At 27.9% G+C, this 19,738-nt stretch carries 18 protein-coding genes; 14 read left to right on the forward strand and 4 right to left on the reverse strand.

Features of this window, described 5'->3' with window-relative positions:
• Positions 1-22: 22 nt before the first annotated feature.
• Positions 23-196 (forward strand): RNA polymerase sigma factor, encoded by a 174-nt coding sequence (locus KIB46_RS16375; protein WP_363290203.1) that lies wholly within the window; start codon positions 23-25, stop codon positions 194-196.
• The gene (locus KIB46_RS04890; protein WP_291671044.1) at positions 189-1,421 is read left to right on the forward strand and encodes a DUF4179 domain-containing protein; all 1,233 of its coding nucleotides are present in this window, start codon (positions 189-191) and stop codon (positions 1,419-1,421) included. The genes KIB46_RS16375 and KIB46_RS04890 overlap by 8 nt, the downstream gene beginning before the upstream one ends.
• Positions 1,422-1,807: 386 nt before the next feature.
• On the opposite strand, the gene KIB46_RS04895 is transcribed toward KIB46_RS04890, so the two are convergent.
• Positions 1,808-3,553, reverse strand: a complete 1,746-nt coding sequence (locus KIB46_RS04895; protein WP_291671045.1) for an ATP-dependent metallopeptidase FtsH/Yme1/Tma family protein — start codon at positions 3,551-3,553, stop codon at positions 1,808-1,810.
• Positions 3,554-3,733: 180 nt separating this feature from the next.
• Between KIB46_RS04895 and KIB46_RS04900 the strand changes: the two genes are divergently transcribed.
• From KIB46_RS04900 to KIB46_RS04920, 5 genes are all read left to right on the forward strand, one after another.
• Entirely contained in the window at positions 3,734-4,687 is a 954-nt protein-coding gene (locus KIB46_RS04900; protein ID WP_291671046.1) for a YkvA family protein, read from the forward strand.
• 14 nt (positions 4,688-4,701) lie between these two features.
• Positions 4,702-5,346, forward strand: coding sequence for a ribonuclease H family protein (locus KIB46_RS04905; RefSeq protein ID WP_156562008.1), 645 nt, complete (start codon positions 4,702-4,704; stop codon positions 5,344-5,346).
• Between the two features lie 68 nt (positions 5,347-5,414).
• Positions 5,415-5,588, forward strand: a complete 174-nt coding sequence (locus KIB46_RS04910) for a YtxH domain-containing protein (RefSeq protein ID WP_156562011.1) — start codon at positions 5,415-5,417, stop codon at positions 5,586-5,588.
• A 519-nt stretch (positions 5,589-6,107) separates the two neighbouring features.
• A complete protein-coding gene (locus tag KIB46_RS04915; RefSeq protein ID WP_291671047.1) occupies positions 6,108-7,409 on the forward strand; it encodes a helix-turn-helix transcriptional regulator in 1,302 nt (433 codons plus the stop codon).
• A 19-nt stretch (positions 7,410-7,428) separates the two neighbouring features.
• Positions 7,429-8,691 carry a helix-turn-helix transcriptional regulator gene (locus tag KIB46_RS04920; RefSeq protein WP_156562015.1) on the forward strand — a complete coding sequence of 421 codons (1,263 nt, stop codon included), beginning with the start codon at positions 7,429-7,431 and terminating at the stop codon, positions 8,689-8,691.
• Positions 8,692-8,815: 124 nt separating this feature from the next.
• Here the strand turns inward: KIB46_RS04920 and KIB46_RS04925 are convergent, their stop codons facing one another.
• Positions 8,816-10,864 (reverse strand): helix-turn-helix domain-containing protein, encoded by a 2,049-nt coding sequence (locus KIB46_RS04925; RefSeq protein ID WP_156562017.1) that lies wholly within the window; start codon positions 10,862-10,864, stop codon positions 8,816-8,818.
• Positions 10,865-11,011: 147 nt separating this feature from the next.
• Between KIB46_RS04925 and clpB the strand changes: the two genes are divergently transcribed.
• Both clpB and KIB46_RS04935 read left to right on the forward strand, forming a co-directional pair.
• Entirely contained in the window at positions 11,012-13,615 is a 2,604-nt protein-coding gene (clpB, locus tag KIB46_RS04930; protein ID WP_291671048.1) for an ATP-dependent chaperone ClpB, read from the forward strand.
• A gap of 173 nt (positions 13,616-13,788) precedes the next feature.
• Positions 13,789-14,181 carry a hypothetical protein gene (locus KIB46_RS04935; protein WP_291671049.1) on the forward strand — a complete coding sequence of 131 codons (393 nt, stop codon included), beginning with the start codon at positions 13,789-13,791 and terminating at the stop codon, positions 14,179-14,181.
• A 168-nt stretch (positions 14,182-14,349) separates the two neighbouring features.
• Here KIB46_RS04935 and KIB46_RS04940 read toward each other — a convergent pair whose 3' ends face one another.
• Together KIB46_RS04940 and KIB46_RS04945 are read right to left on the reverse strand one after the other, a co-directional pair.
• Positions 14,350-14,544: an alpha/beta-type small acid-soluble spore protein gene (locus KIB46_RS04940; RefSeq protein WP_156562023.1), complete on the reverse strand. Its 195-nt coding sequence runs from the start codon at positions 14,542-14,544 to the stop codon at positions 14,350-14,352.
• 431 nt (positions 14,545-14,975) lie between these two features.
• A complete protein-coding gene (locus tag KIB46_RS04945) occupies positions 14,976-15,572 on the reverse strand; it encodes an ECF transporter S component (protein ID WP_156562026.1) in 597 nt (198 codons plus the stop codon).
• Positions 15,573-15,837: 265 nt separating this feature from the next.
• Here KIB46_RS04945 and KIB46_RS04950 point away from each other — a divergent pair, with 265 nt between their 5' ends.
• The 5 genes from KIB46_RS04950 to KIB46_RS04970 all read left to right on the forward strand — a co-directional run bounded on the left by KIB46_RS04950 (position 15,838) and on the right by KIB46_RS04970 (position 19,682).
• Positions 15,838-16,215: a GntR family transcriptional regulator gene (locus tag KIB46_RS04950; protein WP_027096844.1), complete on the forward strand. Its 378-nt coding sequence runs from the start codon at positions 15,838-15,840 to the stop codon at positions 16,213-16,215.
• A gap of 13 nt (positions 16,216-16,228) precedes the next feature.
• The gene (locus tag KIB46_RS04955; protein ID WP_156562030.1) at positions 16,229-17,377 is read left to right on the forward strand and encodes a DUF1648 domain-containing protein; all 1,149 of its coding nucleotides are present in this window, start codon (positions 16,229-16,231) and stop codon (positions 17,375-17,377) included.
• Positions 17,378-17,393: 16 nt separating this feature from the next.
• Complete coding sequence (locus tag KIB46_RS04960; RefSeq protein WP_291671050.1) at positions 17,394-18,338, forward strand: PD-(D/E)XK nuclease family protein; 945 nt, start codon at positions 17,394-17,396, stop codon at positions 18,336-18,338.
• A 2-nt stretch (positions 18,339-18,340) separates the two neighbouring features.
• Positions 18,341-18,895, forward strand: a complete 555-nt coding sequence (locus tag KIB46_RS04965) for an NUDIX hydrolase (protein ID WP_156562034.1) — start codon at positions 18,341-18,343, stop codon at positions 18,893-18,895.
• Positions 18,896-19,055: 160 nt separating this feature from the next.
• The gene (locus KIB46_RS04970; RefSeq protein WP_291671051.1) at positions 19,056-19,682 is read left to right on the forward strand and encodes a DUF3793 family protein; all 627 of its coding nucleotides are present in this window, start codon (positions 19,056-19,058) and stop codon (positions 19,680-19,682) included.
• Positions 19,683-19,738: the final 56 nt, after the last annotated feature.

The following is a 19,738-nucleotide window of genomic DNA, read 5'->3' on the forward strand; positions in this document are numbered from 1 at the left end:
TAACAGTGAATTAATAGAATCTGTGGATAACTTGCCTAAAGATTTAAAAACTGTGATTATTTTAAAATATTTTCATGGCTACACCATAAATGAAGTAAGTGAGATTTTAGAGATATCTGTTCCAACTGTAAAGAATAGACTTCATAAAGCACTTAATTTTCTAAGAAAAGAATTTAAGGAGGGTAGTTATGAGTAAGAGTATTTTTGAAGAGGAAAAAAGAAATTATGAGAATATAGAAATTCCTGAAGAGTTAAATTTTAGAGTTAAAAAAGCTATGAGTATAGGAAAGAAAGAAATATTAAAAAAACGTATATACAATGTAGGAAAAAGTGTGGTTGCATTATTTATAATTTTCGTTGCAAGTGTAAATATATCAGCTACAGCAGCAGAAGCATTTAGTTCAATACCAGGATTTAAAAAGTTAGTGGAATTAGTTAGATTCAATGGTGGTGATGATGGTTTTGAAAATGCTGTGGAGTCTGGATTGGTTCAAAGTATTAATTATTCTGAAGAAAAGAATGGCATTAAATTTAAATTAAATAGTTTATCAGGAGATTATAAAAGGCTTTGGGTCAATTATGAAATTGAAGATATAGATAAGTATGATGTTGATATAATGGTAAAAACTGATTATCCTATATCAAATCAAGTGTCAGTGGTGCAAGGAACTTTTAATATAAATGATAATTATTTTGAAACTACATTTAATGAGTTTCCATATGAAATAACATTTGAATTTAAGGTATACAAAAAAGGAGAAGGTGGAGATTTAACAAGTTATGATCCTATTTCAACATTTATAGTGCCAGTAAAGTTAGATGAAGCTTTTAATGTAGATATTAAGGAGTTTGAGATCAAAGCAGAACCATTAAAATTAGATGTTGGAACTATAAATTTTGTAAAGTTTGAAACAAGTAAAACTAGAACAGTTCTTAAATTTAATAGTAATTATTATGATAGCCTTATGTTTTTACAGTGCAAAATAATTGATAAAGATAATAAGGTGTATGTGACAAGCAGTGGATCTATGAATAGTGATATTCAATATGGCTATATGGAGTTCAATGGGGAAATTCCTTTTGATAAAAAAGAATTAATTATGAAGTTTTATGAAATTTATGTTCATCCAAAAGAAAAAGTAAAATTAAAGGTAGATATAAATAATAAAACAATAGATGAAAATCCATTTGGAATAGAAGTAGATAGCATTGATGGAAGTTATGTAAGACTTAGAAGCAAAGTTGTAGAAGACTTTTCTATAGTGAGAGAAATTGAAGGTGGTATAAGTGTTAATGGTGGAAATAAAGAGGGAGACTATGTTTATAATAATATAAGTATTTATGAAGCTAAAGAAGGTTTTGAAATATATAGTGTAATCTTTAAAGATGAAAGAGAAGTGAAATTAAAAATTAGTGAATAAAGAAGCTGCGAAAGCAGTTCCTTTTATTTTTATGAAGAAAGAAGGTAAAAAGGTAAGAAGATAAGGAGTAAATAAATCGGCGGTGGAGGAATGAGAGTTCTATTCTTTATTTGGTATAGTCATTAATACATTAAGATGGATAAGTACTATACATTATAAAAACAATATTAATAATAAAAATAATATTATTTTTATAAATAAGATATCTTATAAAAGAATTTTTCTAAGAGAAATTCTTTTATGACAAGAAATATAAGAACTTAAGAACTTTACAATATATAAATATATAAATATGCTAAAATAATTCGAGAAAGAAGCAATAGTCTTTTGATAAGAAAGAGAAGCTTATGGAATTAGAAGTTTTCTAAAAGAAAAGAAGCTTTGCATCAGCAAAGCTTCTTCCAAATATCTATTTCTTCTTTCTTTAAGGTTTCCTTTTCTAAAAGTTCAATAGAGAATTGCTCTAATAATTCTTTATTATTATTCAGAAGCTTTAGGGTATCATCATATAAAGAGTTAATTAAATCCTTACACTCTTCTATAACCTTTGTGCTATATCCAGATGCCATTGATCCTAAGGAAGAGAGTTTTAATAAGCCCAAGGTTTCTCCCATTCCATATTCACTAATCATTCCCATAGCAATGTTAGTAGCATTGGTTAAATCACTAGAAGCTCCAGTTGTTATTTTTTCTTTTCCAAAGATAATTTCTTCAGCTGCACGTCCACCAAGCATAACCATTATCTTTTTCTTTAAATAATCAGCTCTTTGATAATTGGTATCTTCTGGTATAGTTAATGTGTATCCTCCAGCACCTTTAGTAGTTGGGATTATAGATATCTTTGAAACCTCATCTTCAGGTAATACTAATAATGATGTTAAAGCATGTCCAACTTCGTGATAAGAAGTAAGTAATAGGTCAGATTCTTTTAAGTGTGACCTCTCAAGTTTTTCATGTCCTGCTAGAACTATTGAATATGCTTTATCTATATGAGTTTCAGTTATATACTCAGAATTATCCTTAGCAGCAAGTATTGCAGCTTCATTAATTAAATTTTCTAGCTTAGCACCAGAAAAATAAGATGTCTTCTTTGCAATATCTTTAATGTTTAAATCAATATGAGGCTTATTGCTTAAATGAAGATTTATTATTTTTTCTCTTGCAGAAACATCTGGAAGAGCTACTTCTATATGTCTATCAAATCTACCAGGTCTAAGTAAAGCTTGGTCTAAAATATCTAATCTATTTGTAGCTGCCATTACAATGACACCTTCACTTTCACCAAAGCCTGACATTTCTGTTAATAGGGCGTTAAGGGTTTGATCTCTTTCATCATTTCCACCAGCAGCTTTACCACTATCTCTATTTTTACCTATAGCATCTATTTCATCTATGAAGATTACTGCTTTTCCGTGACTTCTTGCTTTTTTAAATAGATTTCTAATTCTAGCGGCACCAACACCTACATATACTTGCACGAAATCAGATCCACTTAAGGCATAGAAAGGTACTTTAGCTTCACCAGCAACAGCCTTAGCAAGAAGAGTTTTTCCTGTACCAGGGTCACCATAAAGAATTACCCCTTTAGGCATTCTTGCACCATAGCTTTTATATTTTTCAGGGTTAGATAGAAAATCAACTATTTCCTTTAAACTTTCCTTTGCCTCCTCATTTCCAGCAACATCTTTAAAGCTTAGAGCCTTGCTATTATCTTCACTAAAGTCTGTTAACTCTATTGATGTAGCGGAGGACATTCCTTTAGATTTATTTGTACTCATAAAAACTAGTGTTATTATTGAGCCTAGCAATAAAAGACCAGCAAAGGTTTTTGTAACATTTATATTATTATTCTCATTTATAGAGATATTCTTACTTAATAGTTCTTCCTTTAAAGTAGGACTATTAGGATTATCAGTTTTATAGCTTGTCCCATCTTTTAAATAAATACTCATATAGGGGTTATTGCTTAAAGCAACTTTTAATACTTGGTTTGATTCTAAATCAGATTTAAAAGTATTATATGACTTATTATTTTTTGTATTAAAATTTACTGATGAGAAGAGTAGTATACCTAATGATAATATTGAAGTTATTATTGGAATTATAATATAATTTTTCTTTTGTTTATTCATTGGGTACCTCCAAAATGTATTTATACTACTATTATAAATATTTTGAATATTATGTCTAATTAAAATCATAACATTTACCAATGTAAGTTATGGTATGTAATAAAGAATGAAAGTTATTTTACAACTGATTAAATAAAGGGTAAAATATAGAAAGATTAGTAATATTGGAGGAAATATTATATGAAAATTTCAGGTGTACAAGCCCAATTAGTGGGATCAGATATACTTAGTATAATTAATGAGTTCGTTAAGGTTGATGGATTAGAATTAAAGGAAGTAACAATAGATAATGCTATTAATATAAAAGGAACTTTTAAAAAAGGGGTTTCTATTGATTTTTCAGGACAGTTAACAATAGAAAAGGTAGAAAATTCAATAGTTACTGCTAAGTTTTCAAAGTTAAAACTTATGAAATTAGGGTTCTTTAGGCCTATAAGAAGTTTAGCGTTAAAAATAGGACTAGGACAATTAAAGATAAGTGGAATAGATGCAACAAAAGATAGGGTTATAATAGATATTAAAAAGTTGCTTAAGGATATCCCGTATGTAGATATAGATTTAAAAGCACTTTACATAAAAGGACAAGCACTTCATGCAGAAGTAGAGAATATAAATATCTCTTTAATGGGCAATATTATTAAAGTAGAAGAACCAGAAGTAATTACAGAAGATGAGGAAAAGGATGAAGAACCTGTAAATAAGGTGACTGATTACTATACTTTAGGTAGAGATAAACTTCAGGAAAAGTTACCTGATGGAGCAAAGAAGATTTCAGATTATATATTTGTAGTTCCTGATATTGTTGCATTAATTTGCAGAATGCTTAAAGATAGTAGGGTACCAATAAAAACTAAGTTAGTTGTTTCTGCATCTTTAGCTTATGTTATTTTCCCTACAGATTTAATACCTGATAAAATACCTTTTATAGGAAAGATAGATGAAATTGCAGTTGTATTTTTTGCTTTAAATAGAATAGCAACAGATGTTCCAACAAAGGTTATTCTAGAAAATTGGGCAGGGAAGGATGAGCTTGTTTTAGTACTTAAAAATGGTCTGGAATACGTTACTAACTTTACTGGTGCAAAGAATGTAGAAAAGCTTTATAATGTGGTAGAAGAATTAAGTACGTTATAGAAAGGAATAATAATATGTCAAAATATTATTCAATATATAGAGGTAAGTCAGGAATTCCAATGATAGTTAGAACATGGGATGAATGTAAGGAAGAAGTAATAGGATGTAAGGGAGCAGTATATAAAAGTTTTAAAACTGAAAAGGAAGCAATAGAGTTTTTAGCTTTAAATTCTGAAGGAAAGCCTAAAACAGTAAAGAATGAAAGTAAGGAAGAAGTTGCTTTAGATCTAGATAATGCAGGACTTGTTATTTATGTAGATGGTAGCTTCTCTTTAGAGAAAGAGAACTATTCCTATGGATTGATAGCTATAGATAATGGAGAAGAAGTTTTTGAAGATTGTGGAGTTGGAGAAGACAAAGATTCTGCTTTGTTAAGAAATGTTGCAGGGGAAGTTTTGGGTTCTTTAAAAGCTACAGAGTTTGCTATAAATAAAGGATATAAAAAAGTTACTATAGTATATGACTATAAAGGTGTAGAATGTTGGGCCTTAGGTACTTGGAAAAGAAATAAAGAATTAACGCAAGCTTATCATGAAAAAATGCAAGATAATATGAAAAAGATTGATATAAGATTTGTTAAGGTAAAAGGGCACAGTGGTGATAAGTATAATGACATTGCTGATAAATTAGCAAAAAAAGCATTGGGAATTATTGCATAGGTTAAAATATACTAAAGTACACACTCTATATTATGAGAAATATTATTTTATTAAAGAGGTGTGTAAATATGGGAAGATATATTAGTGGAATGGTAGCTGGATTAGCTGTTGGAGCAACTATTGGAATGATAGTAATGCCTCAACTTGATAGAAAGACTCAAAAAAAGATTAAAAAAGCAGGATATAAGTTATTAAATTTTGCTGAAGAATCCTATGGGGATATAATAGATTTTATTAATTAATAATATTAAGAAAGAGAAGTTGATTTATAACTTCTCTTTCTTTAATGTCTAGGAATGTATAAAATTTTAATTAGCTATAAATGAAAGGCATTATTACATCTTCATATTAAAAAATATAAAATTGTGGATAATGATTTTATAGTTTCCTTACCATTAATACCAGTGGGGTGAGTATTTATTTTATTGTGACTTGGAGCGTAGTGACGGAACAATCAAAATAAATATATACTCCACCTTTTTTATTTATAAAAATCTTTAAGTTATTTAAAACATATTCGACAAAATTTTGAATGAATTAAAGATAATATATATGTTGATAAAAGGATAAATATAGTGAGGAAAAATAAATATATTTATATAAATTTTTGGTGTTTATTAAAAAAGTAGCAAAAAAAATAAGAAAAAATTCGTAATAAAATTACAAAATGTTGTTTTCTTTTGCAAATTTATGGTATAATTTATGTAAAAAAGATTTATTTATATCATGATATTAATACTACTAAAAAGGAAGAGTGCAGTATGGAAATTCTATCATTAGGGGAAAAGATTAAAAGAAGAAGAAAAGAATTGAATATGACTTTAAAAGATTTAGCAAAAGATAGAATTACTCCAGGTCAAATAAGTCTTGTAGAGTCTGGTCGTTCTAATCCTTCTATGGACTTATTAGAGTATTTAGCTAATAGCTTAAATACTACAGTGGAGTATTTAATGGAGTCAGAAGAGAGCCAAGCTGAAAAAATATGTACATATTATGAGCAAGTTGCAGAATCTTATATTTTAAGTGGAGACTATGTTACAGGGGAAAAATATATTGAAAATGCTCTTTATTATGCAGAAAGGTATAATTTAGAGTATAGAAAAGCTAGGATATTATTCTTAAGAGCAGAAATTTATATTTCAAAAGGTGAACTTGCAGTTGCACAGCAATTCTTTTTATCATCTAATGTAATTTTTATAAAAAACAATGAATATGAAGAGATTGTTAAAACATTTTTAAAGTTAGGAAAAATTACTTTAGAGTTAAATGCATATCACTCTGCTAATAGTTATCTAAAGCAAGCAGAAAAGGTGTATTTAGATAACAATATAGGTAACGATTTCTTACTTGGAGAAATATACTATAACATGTCAAGAACCTACTATATTATTGAAGACTTAGGAAAAGCAATGGATTATGCCTTTTTAGCAAAAGAAAAATTTGAGCAAATTCATAATAAGAAAGAGTACGCAAAAACACTTCTACTTTTATCAGAAGAATATAATAGAAGAGGCGATTTAAACAATGCTATAAAGTATTCTACAAAAACATTAGAGGTATATCATGAAATAAATGATCTTAAGAGTGTTTCTGATATCGAAAATAACTTAGGAAAATTATTTTATAACTTTGAAAACATTGAAGAATCCTTTAAGCACTATGAAATGGCTAGAGAAATTAAAACTAGAAATAATGATGACAGTTTAATAGAGACATTAATTAATATATGTAAAAATTATCTTAAGATAAAAGAAATAGATAAATGTGAAACACAATTAGAAGAAATATATCACAGATTAAAAGATGAGGATATAGATGGAATAATCGAATGCAACTTAATAAAATACAGAATTCATACAATAAAAGATGAACTTAGTAAAGCAGAAGATGTTTTAGTTAATACGTATAAGCTTTCTAAAAACGCAGGTGAATTAAGAAGAGCTGGAGAGTTAGCAATAATGGTTGGGAAGTTTTATATAGACCATAAGAATGATACTCAAGCGGCTAAATATCTTGATGAAGGGGTTAACATATTTAAAGAATTAGGTATATTACAAAACTAATATTAAATGGGTGATTAAAATGGAGATATTATCTACTGGGGAAAAAATTAAAAGATCAAGGATTTACAAGGGAATAACTTTAAAAGAACTTTGTGGAGATAAAATTTCTATTTCTAAAATGAGCTGTATTGAAAATGGTAAGGTGAAAGCAGATAGTGAAATTATAAAGTATGTGGCGGATAAAATTGGGGTGGATTATGATTATTTAATTCAAGATGTATATGAACAAATATTAAACAATCTTAATTCAATAAAGAAATCTACGAAAAAAGATTTGATATTTGAAGATAATATAAGACATAACCTAGAGTATGCAATTGAGTATGAATATTATGACTTAGCCTTTGAATTAATACATATAGTTTTTTCCTATTATTTAGAGGAAAATAAGTGGGAGAAAATTCAACTAATAATTTCACAATATTATGACCTATATCAAAGAACTAATACAGAAAGTAATACAGTAACTTATTTTAGAGATATGGCACAATATCTATTCCAAAATAGGGAGTATACTGAGGCAATAACTTATTATGGTAGACTTAGAGAGATTATTTCTGAAAATGGAATTAAAGAAAAAAGTACATATGCTTTTATTGCATACAATGAAGGGATTTGTTATTGGAAGCTAAATAATTATGAAAAAGCTTACAAATTCTTATGTGAAGCAATAAAATATATTAATAGTATAAAAGATGATATAAATAAAGGAAAAATATACCACGCTTATGCTTTGAGTTGCATAAAGTTAGGTAATAGTGAAGCAGAGGAACACATAGAAAAAGCTTTTCAATGTCAAAAGGATAATCCTATCTTAGTTGCAACTTCAAAAGGAGATTATGGTGAAGCATATTTTACTGCAAGTAATAGAAAAAAAGCTATATCAGAAATTGAAGAGGGAATTGAGCTATTTCCTAAGCATAACAAAGAAAAGTATGTTGAATTTTTAAGTGAGTGCATAAATATTTTTCTTAGTAATGAGGAGTATGAAAAAGCATATGATTTGTCAGATGAGGCGTTAGACTTAGCAATAGAGACTGACAATATTAGGTTAATTGAAAAGGCTTATTCTTTAAAGGGAAAAGTTTTACAAAAAGAAAATAGATATAGAGAGTCAGAAAGATATATGAATTTGGCATTAGATTCATTGTTTAAGTTTGGCACTAAAAAAGAAAGACGCGATAGATATTTAGAAATGGCTAATATGTACTATAAATTAGGCGAAGTTAGAGATGCAATTAAATATTTTACATTAGCAATGAGCAAGGAAAAAAGTATATAAATAAAAAGGGGGTATTCGGAAAGAATACCCTTTTTTGACTATCTAGGAAAGTATAAAATTTCAATTAGCTATAAATCAAAGGTATTATTACATTTCCATATTAAAAAATATAAAATGTGGATATTCATTTCTTAGTTGGTTTAATTAAAATAAGTGTTGCTCCATATCCTTTTAGTTTAGTTATTATATTTAAAACAGGACTCTTTTTAGCATACTTAAATTCAATTTTTGGGAAAGACGCTTTTGAAAGTATCTCCATTTCTTCTTTGTTTAGTCGTTCAGGTTTACCCATAGATACCCAGTAGTCATATGAAGAACCTACTTTTTGATTTATTTCATAGAAGGTTATTCTAGAATCGCTAGGTACATTAAATAAGTTTAAAGAAATTTTTCTTTCGCTAGACTTTAATTTTGAACTGTTCTTAAATAAATCATCTATGTTTTCATTATAGGTATATAAAAGAATACTATATGTATCTCTATCTTTAGTTACTATATATCCATCCTCTTTTGCTACAACATTTCCGCTTAATTTGCTTAGTAGATAATATGCATAGTAGGAAGGTTTACGTATATCCATATCATTAATTATTCCCGATGCCCCTATAAACACTTCGTTATTTAGGTAAATTTCTTTTTCAATAACATCAAAAGCTCTAAGAAAACTTAAATCTTTATGAGTAAATATACTACTATGGATTATATAAGGCAACATATATGCTGTATCATAAATGGGATTTAATTCTTTAAATGGAATAAACTCTTCTTCTAATAAATTAAATTTACTATTATTAAAATATTTTCTTAATTCTTTTTTTATCTCTAGAGAAAGAGTTGAGTTTAATTGAAATTTTACATCAGATAAATAATAATATTCTATTTCTGAGAAATAAGAATAGAAGCTTTCTATAGTATGAATGTAGTCTTCTATTTCAAAATCATAATTATCGATAACTATAAGAGGCTTCAGTTCAATTGATGCCATAAACTCTAATACAGTTTTAACTCTGTTCCAATTTATAAAGTCACTACTCTTAAATATTCCCATATTATTATGGAAAAAATATTCTATCCTTCCGTATTCAAAATGAATTTCATTTTGAAGAGATTCAAGAATATCCTTATTATCTTCAATCATTAAATCAAAAATATCTCCAAGACTAATAATTTCCCTAAATTTATCACTATATTTTTCAATGTTGTTATTTATATCTACATCAATTGTCCAAAGTTTATTATCATAATTAAACCTTTCATAGTTTTCTAAATAAGTAGATAAAATATCAATAGAATCTTCAAGTGGAAGAAGGGTAATGTCCTTCATTTTTTCTAAAGTAGCTTCATCAAACTTATTTTTTCTTCTAAATTGAAGGGGGGTACAATTATAATAGCTCTTAAAGTGCTTATTAAAGTACCTAGTATGTGAAAATCCAACCTCTTCAGAAATTTCATATATACTCATATCTGTATCTAAAAGTAGCTTAACTGACTCTTCAACTCTAGTTAGGTTTATAAGGTCAGTAAAGCTATATCCAGTTACATTTTTTATTTCATGTGAAAGATAATGGGGGCTTAAAAATTCTTTTTTAGCAATAGCTTGGAGAGTAATATTATTATTGTAGTTATTAAAAATATATTTTGAAATTCTATGATATCTTTCAAGTTGCTCTTTGTTATCTTTTAGCTCCTCTTGGTCATAGATCAAGTAATGAAAATTATTTATTAGATGGAAAAGTAAGTCTATTAAAATAGATTCTATCTCTTCATCGTAATTTTCAACTTTCTGAACTGACTCACAAAGTAATTTAGCAAGTAGGGTTCTAAATATAATGTATTCTTCTCCTTCTTGTGCTCCTAGATCAGATGTATTGGTATAAAAATAAATGTTTTTAATATCCTTATAGTATTTTTCAAAGAAGCTTTGGTCTATATGAAATAGAAGTATTTTATTGTCTTCATCAGAATAAAGTCTATGAGATTCATCAATATTTATTATTTCAAGTTCATTTTCATAAAGTTCAAAGTTATCTGTATCTATAGAAATATTTATTTTACCTTTTAGTACATACACTATTTCAATAGTGTTATGCCAATGAAGGGGATATTCTTTAATTGTTGCATAAGTTATTTGTATTGGCAGGTCCGAGTTATATGTAACATACTCTTTCCTCATAAGCTTCACCTCATAAAAATTGTAATTAATAAAATTATATCAAAAAGATGAAAAAAATTAAAATATTACTTTGACTTTCTTTGACTTTTGTATTATTATAAGAATATAGAAAAGAATATTAAAAGGAGATTAAAGGAGGAAAGATTTATGAATGTTGATAAAATGACAATAAGAGTTCAACAAGCATTAAATGATGCTAATTTAATTGCTGTTAAGTATAATCATCAACAAATAGAAGTAATACATCTTTTTGCTGCTCTTGTGGAACAAGATGATGGATTAATTCCTAATATTCTAACAAAGATGAATGTTGATGTAAGAGGACTAAAAAGTACATTAAATAGAACTTTAGATACTATGCCTAAAGTTTTAGGTGAGGGCGCTAATAATTCAGGTGTATATATAACTAGAAAAGTTGAAGAAGTTTTAATAAAAGCAGAAGAACTTGCTAAAAAGTTTGAAGATTCTTATATAAGTGTTGAACATCTAATGTTAGCTATACTAGATAAGGAAAAGTCAGGACAAGTAGGAGATATATTAAAATCTTATAATATAAATGAAAAAAACTTTATGCAAGTTTTAAGTGAAGTGAGAGGAAGTCAAAGAGTTGAAACTAATGATCCAGAAGGAACTTATGATGCTCTAGCTAAATATGGTACAAATTTAGTTGATTTAGCTAAAAAGCATAAATTAGATCCTGTTATAGGAAGAGATGAAGAAATTAGAAGAACAGTTAGAATTCTTTCAAGAAGAACTAAAAATAATCCAGTGTTGATTGGTGAACCTGGTGTAGGTAAAACTGCTATTGTAGAAGGATTAGCTGAAAGAATAGTAAGAGGAGATGTTCCAGAAGGATTAAAGGATAAGATTATTTTCTCATTAGATATGGGTTCTTTGATTGCTGGGGCAAAATATAGAGGAGAATTTGAAGAAAGATTAAAGGCTGTTTTAAAGGAAGTACAAAATAGTGAAGGTAGAATAATTTTATTCATAGATGAGATTCATACAATAGTTGGTGCTGGTAAAACAGATGGAGCAATGGATGCAGGTAATTTAATTAAGCCTTTACTAGCAAGAGGTGAACTTCATTGTATTGGTGCTACAACTTTTGATGAATATAGACAATACATTGAAAAAGATAAAGCTCTTGAAAGAAGATTCCAACCTGTTATCGTTGATGAACCATCAGTAGATGATACAATTTCAATATTAAGAGGATTAAAAGAAAAATTTGAAATTCACCATGGAATTAGAATTCATGATTCAGCTATAGTTGCAGCTGCGAAGCTATCTAATAGATATATTCAAGATAGATATTTACCAGATAAGGCTATAGACTTAATTGATGAAGCAGGTTCTATGATAAGGTCAGAAATTGACTCTTTACCAACTGAGTTAGATGTTATAAGAAGAAAAGTATTCCAATTAGAGATTGAAAAAGAAGCTCTAGAAAAAGAAAAAGATGAAGGTTCTAGAAAGAGATTGGAAGCTTTAACTAAGGAGTTAGCTGAATTAAAAGAAAAGAATGATGAAATGACAGCTAAATACGAGAAAGAAAAAGAGCATATAACATCTTTAAAAGAGTTAAAGACTAAACTTGATGAAGCACGTGGTGATCTTGAAAGATATGAAAGGGAATATGATTATAACAAGGTTGCCGAAATTAGATATTCTGTTATTCCTAAGATAGAAGAAGAAATAAAGACTAAAGAATATGAAGTTAAGGAAAACTATGAAGGTGCATTATTAAAAGAAGAAGTTACAGAAGAAGAAATTTCTGAAGTTCTTTCAAAATGGACTGGAATTCCTGTAAGCAATCTTCTTGAGGGAGAAAGAGAAAAGTTATTAAGATTAGACTCTGAATTACAAAGAAGAGTTATAGGTCAAGATGCAGCAGTTGAAGCAGTATCTAACGCTATATTAAGAGCAAGGGCAGGACTAAAAGATGTAAATAAGCCAATTGGTTCATTTATTTTCTTAGGACCAACAGGTGTAGGTAAAACAGAATTAGCTAAAACTTTAGCTAGAACTATGTTTGATAGCGAAGATGCTATGATAAGAATTGATATGTCTGAATATATGGAGAAACATGCTGTATCTAGATTGGTTGGAGCGCCTCCAGGATATGTTGGATATGAACAAGGTGGTCAACTAACAGAAGCTGTTAGAAGAAAACCATATAGTGTAATATTATTTGATGAAATTGAAAAGGCACATGAAGATGTCTTTAATATCTTCCTTCAAATCTTAGATGATGGTAGGTTAACGGATAATAAAGGTAAGACTGTAGATTTTAAAAATACAATTATAATAATGACTTCAAATATTGGTTCTCAATATTTATTAGAAAATCAAGGTGAAGAAGTAACTGGTGAAGCTAAAAATTTAGTTATGGCTTCTTTAAGAAATAAATTTAAGCCAGAATTCTTAAATAGAGTTGATGATATTATTATGTTTAAGCCTTTATCTGAAGAAGGAATTAAGAAGATAATTGATATATTCTTAGATGAAGTGAGAGCAAGACTTGTAGATAAGAATATAAAGTTAGAAGTAACAGAAGAAGCTAAAAGTGTTCTAGCAAAAGAAGGATATGATCCTATATATGGAGCAAGACCACTTAAGAGATATATCCAAAATACCCTTGAAAATAACTTAGCTAGAAGAATTATAAAAGGTGATGTTTACTATGGATCAACAGTAGTAGTAGACGGACAAAACAATGAATTAACACTTTATACAAGGGAAAAATAGCTTGTATACAAAACCTCTTTTAAGCAGAAAATAAGTATAAGATAGAAAGAGAAATAAGAGAAAAAGGTTAATATTATATAAAAAATTCTATTTAAGTAGAGTTCCAACCTTATCTCTTTTGTCCTTTTTATCACTACTATTCTTATTATCTTCTCTTAAGGAGGTTTTTTATTATGGATTACATAACGCCTTTTAATAATTATATAGTGGTTTCTCAGACAGGGGATGTTACTGGTTTTGTAGAACTTTCAAATGCACGTGGTTATATAACCACACTTTATTTAGAAAGACTTTTATCCATATCTCATTTTGGAAAGTATTCTTACTTTGATATGACACAAGAAAGGGATATGGAAGATTCAGGTCTAATAGCTGGCGTATATGAAGGGGAAGCGTATATTTATGATTTAGATGAGTTTATAGAAAAGATTAGAGAGAGTGCAATGTTCCAAGATGAAAAGGATGAGCTGATTTCAAAACTTCTAGAAAAAGAGATAAAAATGAATGTTAGAGATTATGCAATAGAACACTTATTAACTGAAGTTGAACAAAAATGGACAATATAAAAAAGTAGTCTCACTACGTTTTAGAGAAAAAATATATTTTTCAGCCATACCACAGATTCCAAGCTTACTTTTGGTGCTCTGTGGTAGCACTATATTTTTATAATTTCTAGACGTTAAAAAGGATTACGGATAATCCGTAATCCTTTTTTGAGTTTTATTTTTGGTTAATTATTTTAACCCTTGTTCGTATTGTTCAACCATTCTCTTAACCATTTCTCCACCAACGCTACCGCATTGCTTTGAAGTTAAGTTTCCATTGTAATCTGTGAATGGAACTCCCATTGCACCTGCAACTTCATTCTTGAAGTTGTTTAATCCTTGTTTTGCTTCTGGAACTAAAGCTCTGTTGTTATTGTTTGACATACAAATTCCTCCTTTAACGGTATAATATTTTTTGCTAAGCTTTATTTGCTTTGCACTATTATTGTGTGTAAAGTAGTTTTATATAAACTATGAAGTGAGAGGCAAAGAAGGAAAAAAGTACAAACTATACTTGTACAAAAGTTGGATATAATATATATAATGCATGTTTTTCAACCATACCACAGGTTCCAAAACGTGCTTTTGGTCTTATGTGGTGAAAAAATAATTTTAATTTCAATGTCTTAACATATTTTTATAACTCAAAGTTCTGTATTCATAGGGGTTTGCCACTTGAAAATTGTTATAATTTCCTAGATGTTAAAAAAAGTTTGTGGGTAAATATCCACAAACTTTTTACTTTATATTTAATATTTAAAATAATCATAAGTTAATTAATAAAATCTATACTACTTGTTATAACCATTATAAAATTATCTTCTTTTATTTAATTTAAATAAAGCTAAACATACAGGTACCACAATCATAACGGCTACTATACATTCTGGAATTCCGTTAGATACTGCAATAGTTCCTAATGCACCTGCAACAGCTGTTGAACTAATTTCTTTTAAAGCTGCAAACTGTTCCATAGCAAGTATATATGTTAATCCTAAAACACCAGCTGTATTGGTAATTGTACCAGCTATAGCAGATAGAATTAGACCTAACTTTTCTTTATTAAACCTTTCTTTTATTATTTTGAAAACATAATAAGATACAATACCAATTAAAACTCTTGGAATTATTGCTATTATTGGATTCATAAATATTGGTGACAAAAGTACTGGTTGAGTCATATTTAGATACATAGAAAATATACCAAATATTAAGCCAACAATTCCACCAACAATAGGTCCTTCAACAATCCCACCAATTATTACAGGTAAATGTTGAATAGTAACTTTCATCCAAGGTGTTGGAATCATACCAAAACCTGTAAGTCCCATAAATATTGATATTCCTGAAAGCATACCAATGATAACTAACTGTCTAGTTCCAAATTTTTTATTTACATACGATCTTTCCATTTTAATTCCCCCGTTCTTATTCCTTTTGGATATAATTCGGCAAATAGTAAGTATAGATTTAATGTTCAGTTTCCTAAAAAGAATACCGACGATTTTAATTTTAGCACGATATATAAATTTTGCAATACAGTTTTGTTAATTTATTAACAAAAAATGAAAAAGTAGGATTTTATTTAAGGTGAAGACAATAAAAGGCATTATCATTATTGAATTGCATTAAGGTCTGTTATACAATGAATATAACAGAAATTAGGGTGGTGAAAAAATGTTTCTAAGAATTGATTTAGAGTCAGAAGAACCTATTTATCTTCAAATAAGAAATGAAGTAATTAAAGGAATAGCTAAAGGAGAAATAGTAGAGGGAGATGAACTTCCTTCAGTTAGAGCTTTAGCAGAAGAAATTGGAGTTAATATGCATACAGTAAATAAAAGCTATGCACTTTTGAAGGAAGATGGATATGTAAGAATGGATAGAAGAAAAGGTGCAGTGATTTCTTTTTCTTTAGATGATAGTAATAGAAAGTTTATAAGAAATATGGAAAAGGATATGGAGTTAATGGTAGCTCAATGTATAAATAGAGGAATAAGTGAAGAAGAAGCGAAGAAAAACATAGAAGAATTATTTAAAAAGTTTAATTCTTAGGGTGGTGATATTGATGGATTTATTTATAGAATATTTAACTTTAATTTTAGTAGTAGGTTTGTTATTTTTTCAAGGGCTTTTTGTTGAGAAGTTTTCTAATAACGGAATAATATATGGAATTAGAGTTCCAGAAGAATATAAGAACTTAGAGGAAATAAATTATATTAAGAAAAGGTATAGAAAAAGATATTTATTTACAATGATTATTTTATGCTCTATTTTATTTTCTATAATTTATATATATGATAAGGCTTTTTTGCTATGTTTGGGAATTATAATATTTTTAGCAACTAATTATACTATTTATTATTTCTCATGGAAAGAAATGAAAGAATTAAAAAGAAAATTTGATTTTAATTCTTCTGGAAATAATATATTAGTAGTTGATATGAATATAAAAAATAAAGATATGAAAACTAATGAACCCTTATCAATAAAGTATTATTGGATATACGGAATAATTATTTTAATAACTTTACTTTTGACATTAGTATTTTATAAGGATTTACCAGATACTTTTGCAACACATTTCAATGGAAAAGGTATTGCTGATGGTTTTGCTGTTAAAGGTACATTAAATGGGTACTTAGGGGTATTGTCTCTTCCATTAACTCAAATAGGAATGACAATAATGTTTATATTTCTTCATAGGTATACTATAAGTTCTAAGAAAATAATAAATAGTGGAACTGCTAAGGGAACATTGGAACAGCAAAATAAGTTTAGAAGATATGTAGGGCTATTTTTATATGTAATGGGACTTGAGACAATAATAATGTTTTTTGCTATGCAAATTGCTATATTAAAAGGATTAGAAATAAAATTAATTGTAGGTGTATTTGGAGTGTTAACATCCTTAATAGGCATTATAGGAGTAGGTATATTAATATATATTGGTCAAGGTGGAAAAAATATAAAGGTTAAAGATGAGGGAGAAATAATTTATAGAGATGATGATAGATTCTATAAGATAGGATTGTTTTATTATAATAAGCAAGATCCAGCTATTATGATACAAAAGAGAGTTGGAATTGGGTATGATTTAAATTATGGAAATCCAATATCAAAAATATTAGCCATAGTAGTAGGAATAATTCTTATTGGTACTGTGGTTTGTTTATTTATTAATGATCAAAGCATAATAGAAAGCTTTATGAATTAGAGAGGATGATAAGTTTTTGGGAAGCGGATACACAATAAAGGTCTATCCAGAAAAGTCCTGGAGTATATCTAAGATGAAGGTAATGGAGAACTGTTATAGGGAGTATTATTATACATATTATGGGGCACATAATGGGTGGATAGATAATGCTACAGATGAACAAAAAGTTGCTTGGAGATTAAAGAAGTTAACGAATATATGGTTAATGTTTGGAGATAAACTTCATGATGTTATAAAGAAAACAATTAAAAATAAACATAATTTAAATATAACTCCTAATTACTTAAAGGAGTATATGAGGAAAGTTTTAAACCATGGAGTAAAGGAAAGTTTAGAAAAGTATAGGGATGGAGTATGGGATGACTATCCTAGGGGAGAAATGCTTCAAGAGTATTATTATGGTGATAAACTTGATGAGGAAAGTGTTAACGAGGTAAAAAGAAGAATAGAATTATGTATAGACGGATTTTTTAATTCAAAAAGTTATAAAGATATTTTAAAGGAAAAGTCTATACTATTAGAAGTAGATGAAGGCAACTTTGATTATATATTTATACATGGTGTAAAAGTATTTGCTTTAATTGATATGCTTTATATTAATGAAGATGGGTATTATGTTATAACAGATTGGAAGACAGGAAAAATAGGAGAGCATGATAGAGAGCAGCTTCTAGTTTATGTGATTTATGTAATGGAAAAGTATAATGTTTCCTTAGATAAAATTAAAGGAAGAGTAGAATACTTATTACTAGGAGAAAGTGCAGATTATACATTTAATGAAGAGGATTTAGTAAATATTAATAATAGAATAGAGCTAGATTTAAATGTTATAGATGCCTTTTTAATAGACAAAAAATTAAATCAACCAAGGGATAAAGAGTACTTTAGAAAATGTGATTCTTTAAATAAGTGTAAAAAGTGTAGATTTAAAAAGTTATGTATTAATGAAGAGGTGTTTTAGTTATGAAATTAGAGAGTATAGAACAGTTAGAAGACACAAAGTATTTAAATATGTATAAACTTAAACTAATTAATAAGGTTGGAAACATTAAAGATTATTTTATGGTAAGTAGACGCAAAAAGGAAGATCTAATCTGCCTTACAAAAGATCATTCGAAGTGTGATGGAGTTATGATACTTCCTATAACTGAGAATGAAGAGGTTATAATTTTAAAACAATATAGACCAGTTATAGATGATTATTTATATGAATTACCAGCTGGAATTGTTGATCCAGGTGAAACAATTGAAGAAGCAGCTAGAAGAGAATTATTTGAGGAAACAGGATTAAAGTGCAAGAGTTATGAACTAATATTAAAACCAAGTTATTCATCTGTTGGAATTACAGATGAGACTACTGCTGTTGTGAAAATGATAGTAGAAGGAGAAATAAGTAAGGATAACTTAGAGGAAAATGAAGAGATTGAAGTTCTAAAGATAAAAAAGGAAGAAATAAAAGACTTTGTGGAAAAACATAATTTTTCTATAAAGGGAGCGTTAGTATTATTAGGACTTTAAATGGGAAAAGTTAATAAAATTGTACAGAGAGATTGCTTAAGCAGTCTCTTTTTATTAAGATCCAGCAATAATAAATTATGCTCCAGAAGGGGATACTGAAACTGAATGTATTGATTATGGAAAACAAATTGCAAAGTTATAATTTTTACGGAGGAAGATAATGACTAAAAAACTAAACAACTTTTTTAAATTACTAAATAATTTAAATGGTAAAGAATATATAGAAATGCTTATTTCTTACACTGTTTCACTAATAATTGCTAGATTAAAGCCTTCAATAACTTTAAATTTAGCTAAGAGTAATAATAAAAATACTTACGGATTGTGGAAGGAATATGGCGAAGATTATTTAGAGAGTTTAGGAATAAAGTTTATAAAGTTAAGAGAGTCAGAAAAGTCTTTAGTAATTTTAATATATGATCTTGAATTATTAGAAACATTTATAAATATTCCTAAAAATAAAAACTTCCTTATGTCTTTAGGGTATCCAAATAAATTTTCTGTAGAAGAAGCATTAGAAATTTTACAAGTAAGATATGAACTATATAATTGTCCACATGAATTAGGAATTTTTTTGGGGTTTCCATTAGAAGATGTTAAAGATTTTATGACTTGCTCTGACAAAAAGTGTTTAGCTTGTGGTTATTGGAAAGTTTATAATCAATGCAATAAAGCAAAAAGAATTTTCAACCTATTTGATAGAGTTAAAGAAGAGGCTTTAGATAATATATTAGATGGACATAGACAGTGTATATTATCTAATAATTTAAAGAATAAATTTGAATAACATCAAAAATTAATTTTAAATTAAAACATACAAAAAAATTATTTTGTATACTTTTC

The organism is Clostridium sp., assembly GCF_018372875.1.
In the GTDB taxonomy this organism is placed as follows: domain Bacteria; phylum Bacillota; class Clostridia; order Clostridiales; family Clostridiaceae; genus Clostridium.

Excerpts from the sequence above, each read along its gene's own strand:
- KIB46_RS04955 (WP_156562030.1), top strand. The coding sequence starts at position 16,229 with ATGGATTTATTTATAGAATATTTAACTTTAATTTTAGTAGTAGGTTTG.
- KIB46_RS04915 (WP_291671047.1), top strand. The coding sequence starts at position 6,108 with ATGGAAATTCTATCATTAGGGGAAAAGATTAAAAGAAGAAGAAAAGAA.
- KIB46_RS04895 (WP_291671045.1), bottom strand. The coding sequence starts at position 3,553 with ATGAATAAACAAAAGAAAAATTATATTATAATTCCAATAATAACTTCA.
- KIB46_RS04920 (WP_156562015.1), top strand. The coding sequence starts at position 7,429 with ATGGAGATATTATCTACTGGGGAAAAAATTAAAAGATCAAGGATTTAC.
- KIB46_RS04970 (WP_291671051.1), top strand. The coding sequence starts at position 19,056 with ATGACTAAAAAACTAAACAACTTTTTTAAATTACTAAATAATTTAAAT.
- KIB46_RS04890 (WP_291671044.1), top strand. The coding sequence starts at position 189 with ATGAGTAAGAGTATTTTTGAAGAGGAAAAAAGAAATTATGAGAATATA.
- KIB46_RS04905 (WP_156562008.1), top strand. The coding sequence starts at position 4,702 with ATGTCAAAATATTATTCAATATATAGAGGTAAGTCAGGAATTCCAATG.
- KIB46_RS04935 (WP_291671049.1), top strand. The coding sequence starts at position 13,789 with ATGGATTACATAACGCCTTTTAATAATTATATAGTGGTTTCTCAGACA.
- KIB46_RS04945 (WP_156562026.1), bottom strand. The coding sequence starts at position 15,572 with ATGGAAAGATCGTATGTAAATAAAAAATTTGGAACTAGACAGTTAGTT.
- KIB46_RS04910 (WP_156562011.1), top strand. The coding sequence starts at position 5,415 with ATGGGAAGATATATTAGTGGAATGGTAGCTGGATTAGCTGTTGGAGCA.
- KIB46_RS04925 (WP_156562017.1), bottom strand. The coding sequence starts at position 10,864 with ATGAGGAAAGAGTATGTTACATATAACTCGGACCTGCCAATACAAATA.
- KIB46_RS04950 (WP_027096844.1), top strand. The coding sequence starts at position 15,838 with ATGTTTCTAAGAATTGATTTAGAGTCAGAAGAACCTATTTATCTTCAA.
- KIB46_RS04940 (WP_156562023.1), bottom strand. The coding sequence starts at position 14,544 with ATGTCAAACAATAACAACAGAGCTTTAGTTCCAGAAGCAAAACAAGGA.
- KIB46_RS04965 (WP_156562034.1), top strand. The coding sequence starts at position 18,341 with ATGAAATTAGAGAGTATAGAACAGTTAGAAGACACAAAGTATTTAAAT.
- KIB46_RS04900 (WP_291671046.1), top strand. The coding sequence starts at position 3,734 with ATGAAAATTTCAGGTGTACAAGCCCAATTAGTGGGATCAGATATACTT.
- clpB (WP_291671048.1), top strand. The coding sequence starts at position 11,012 with ATGAATGTTGATAAAATGACAATAAGAGTTCAACAAGCATTAAATGAT.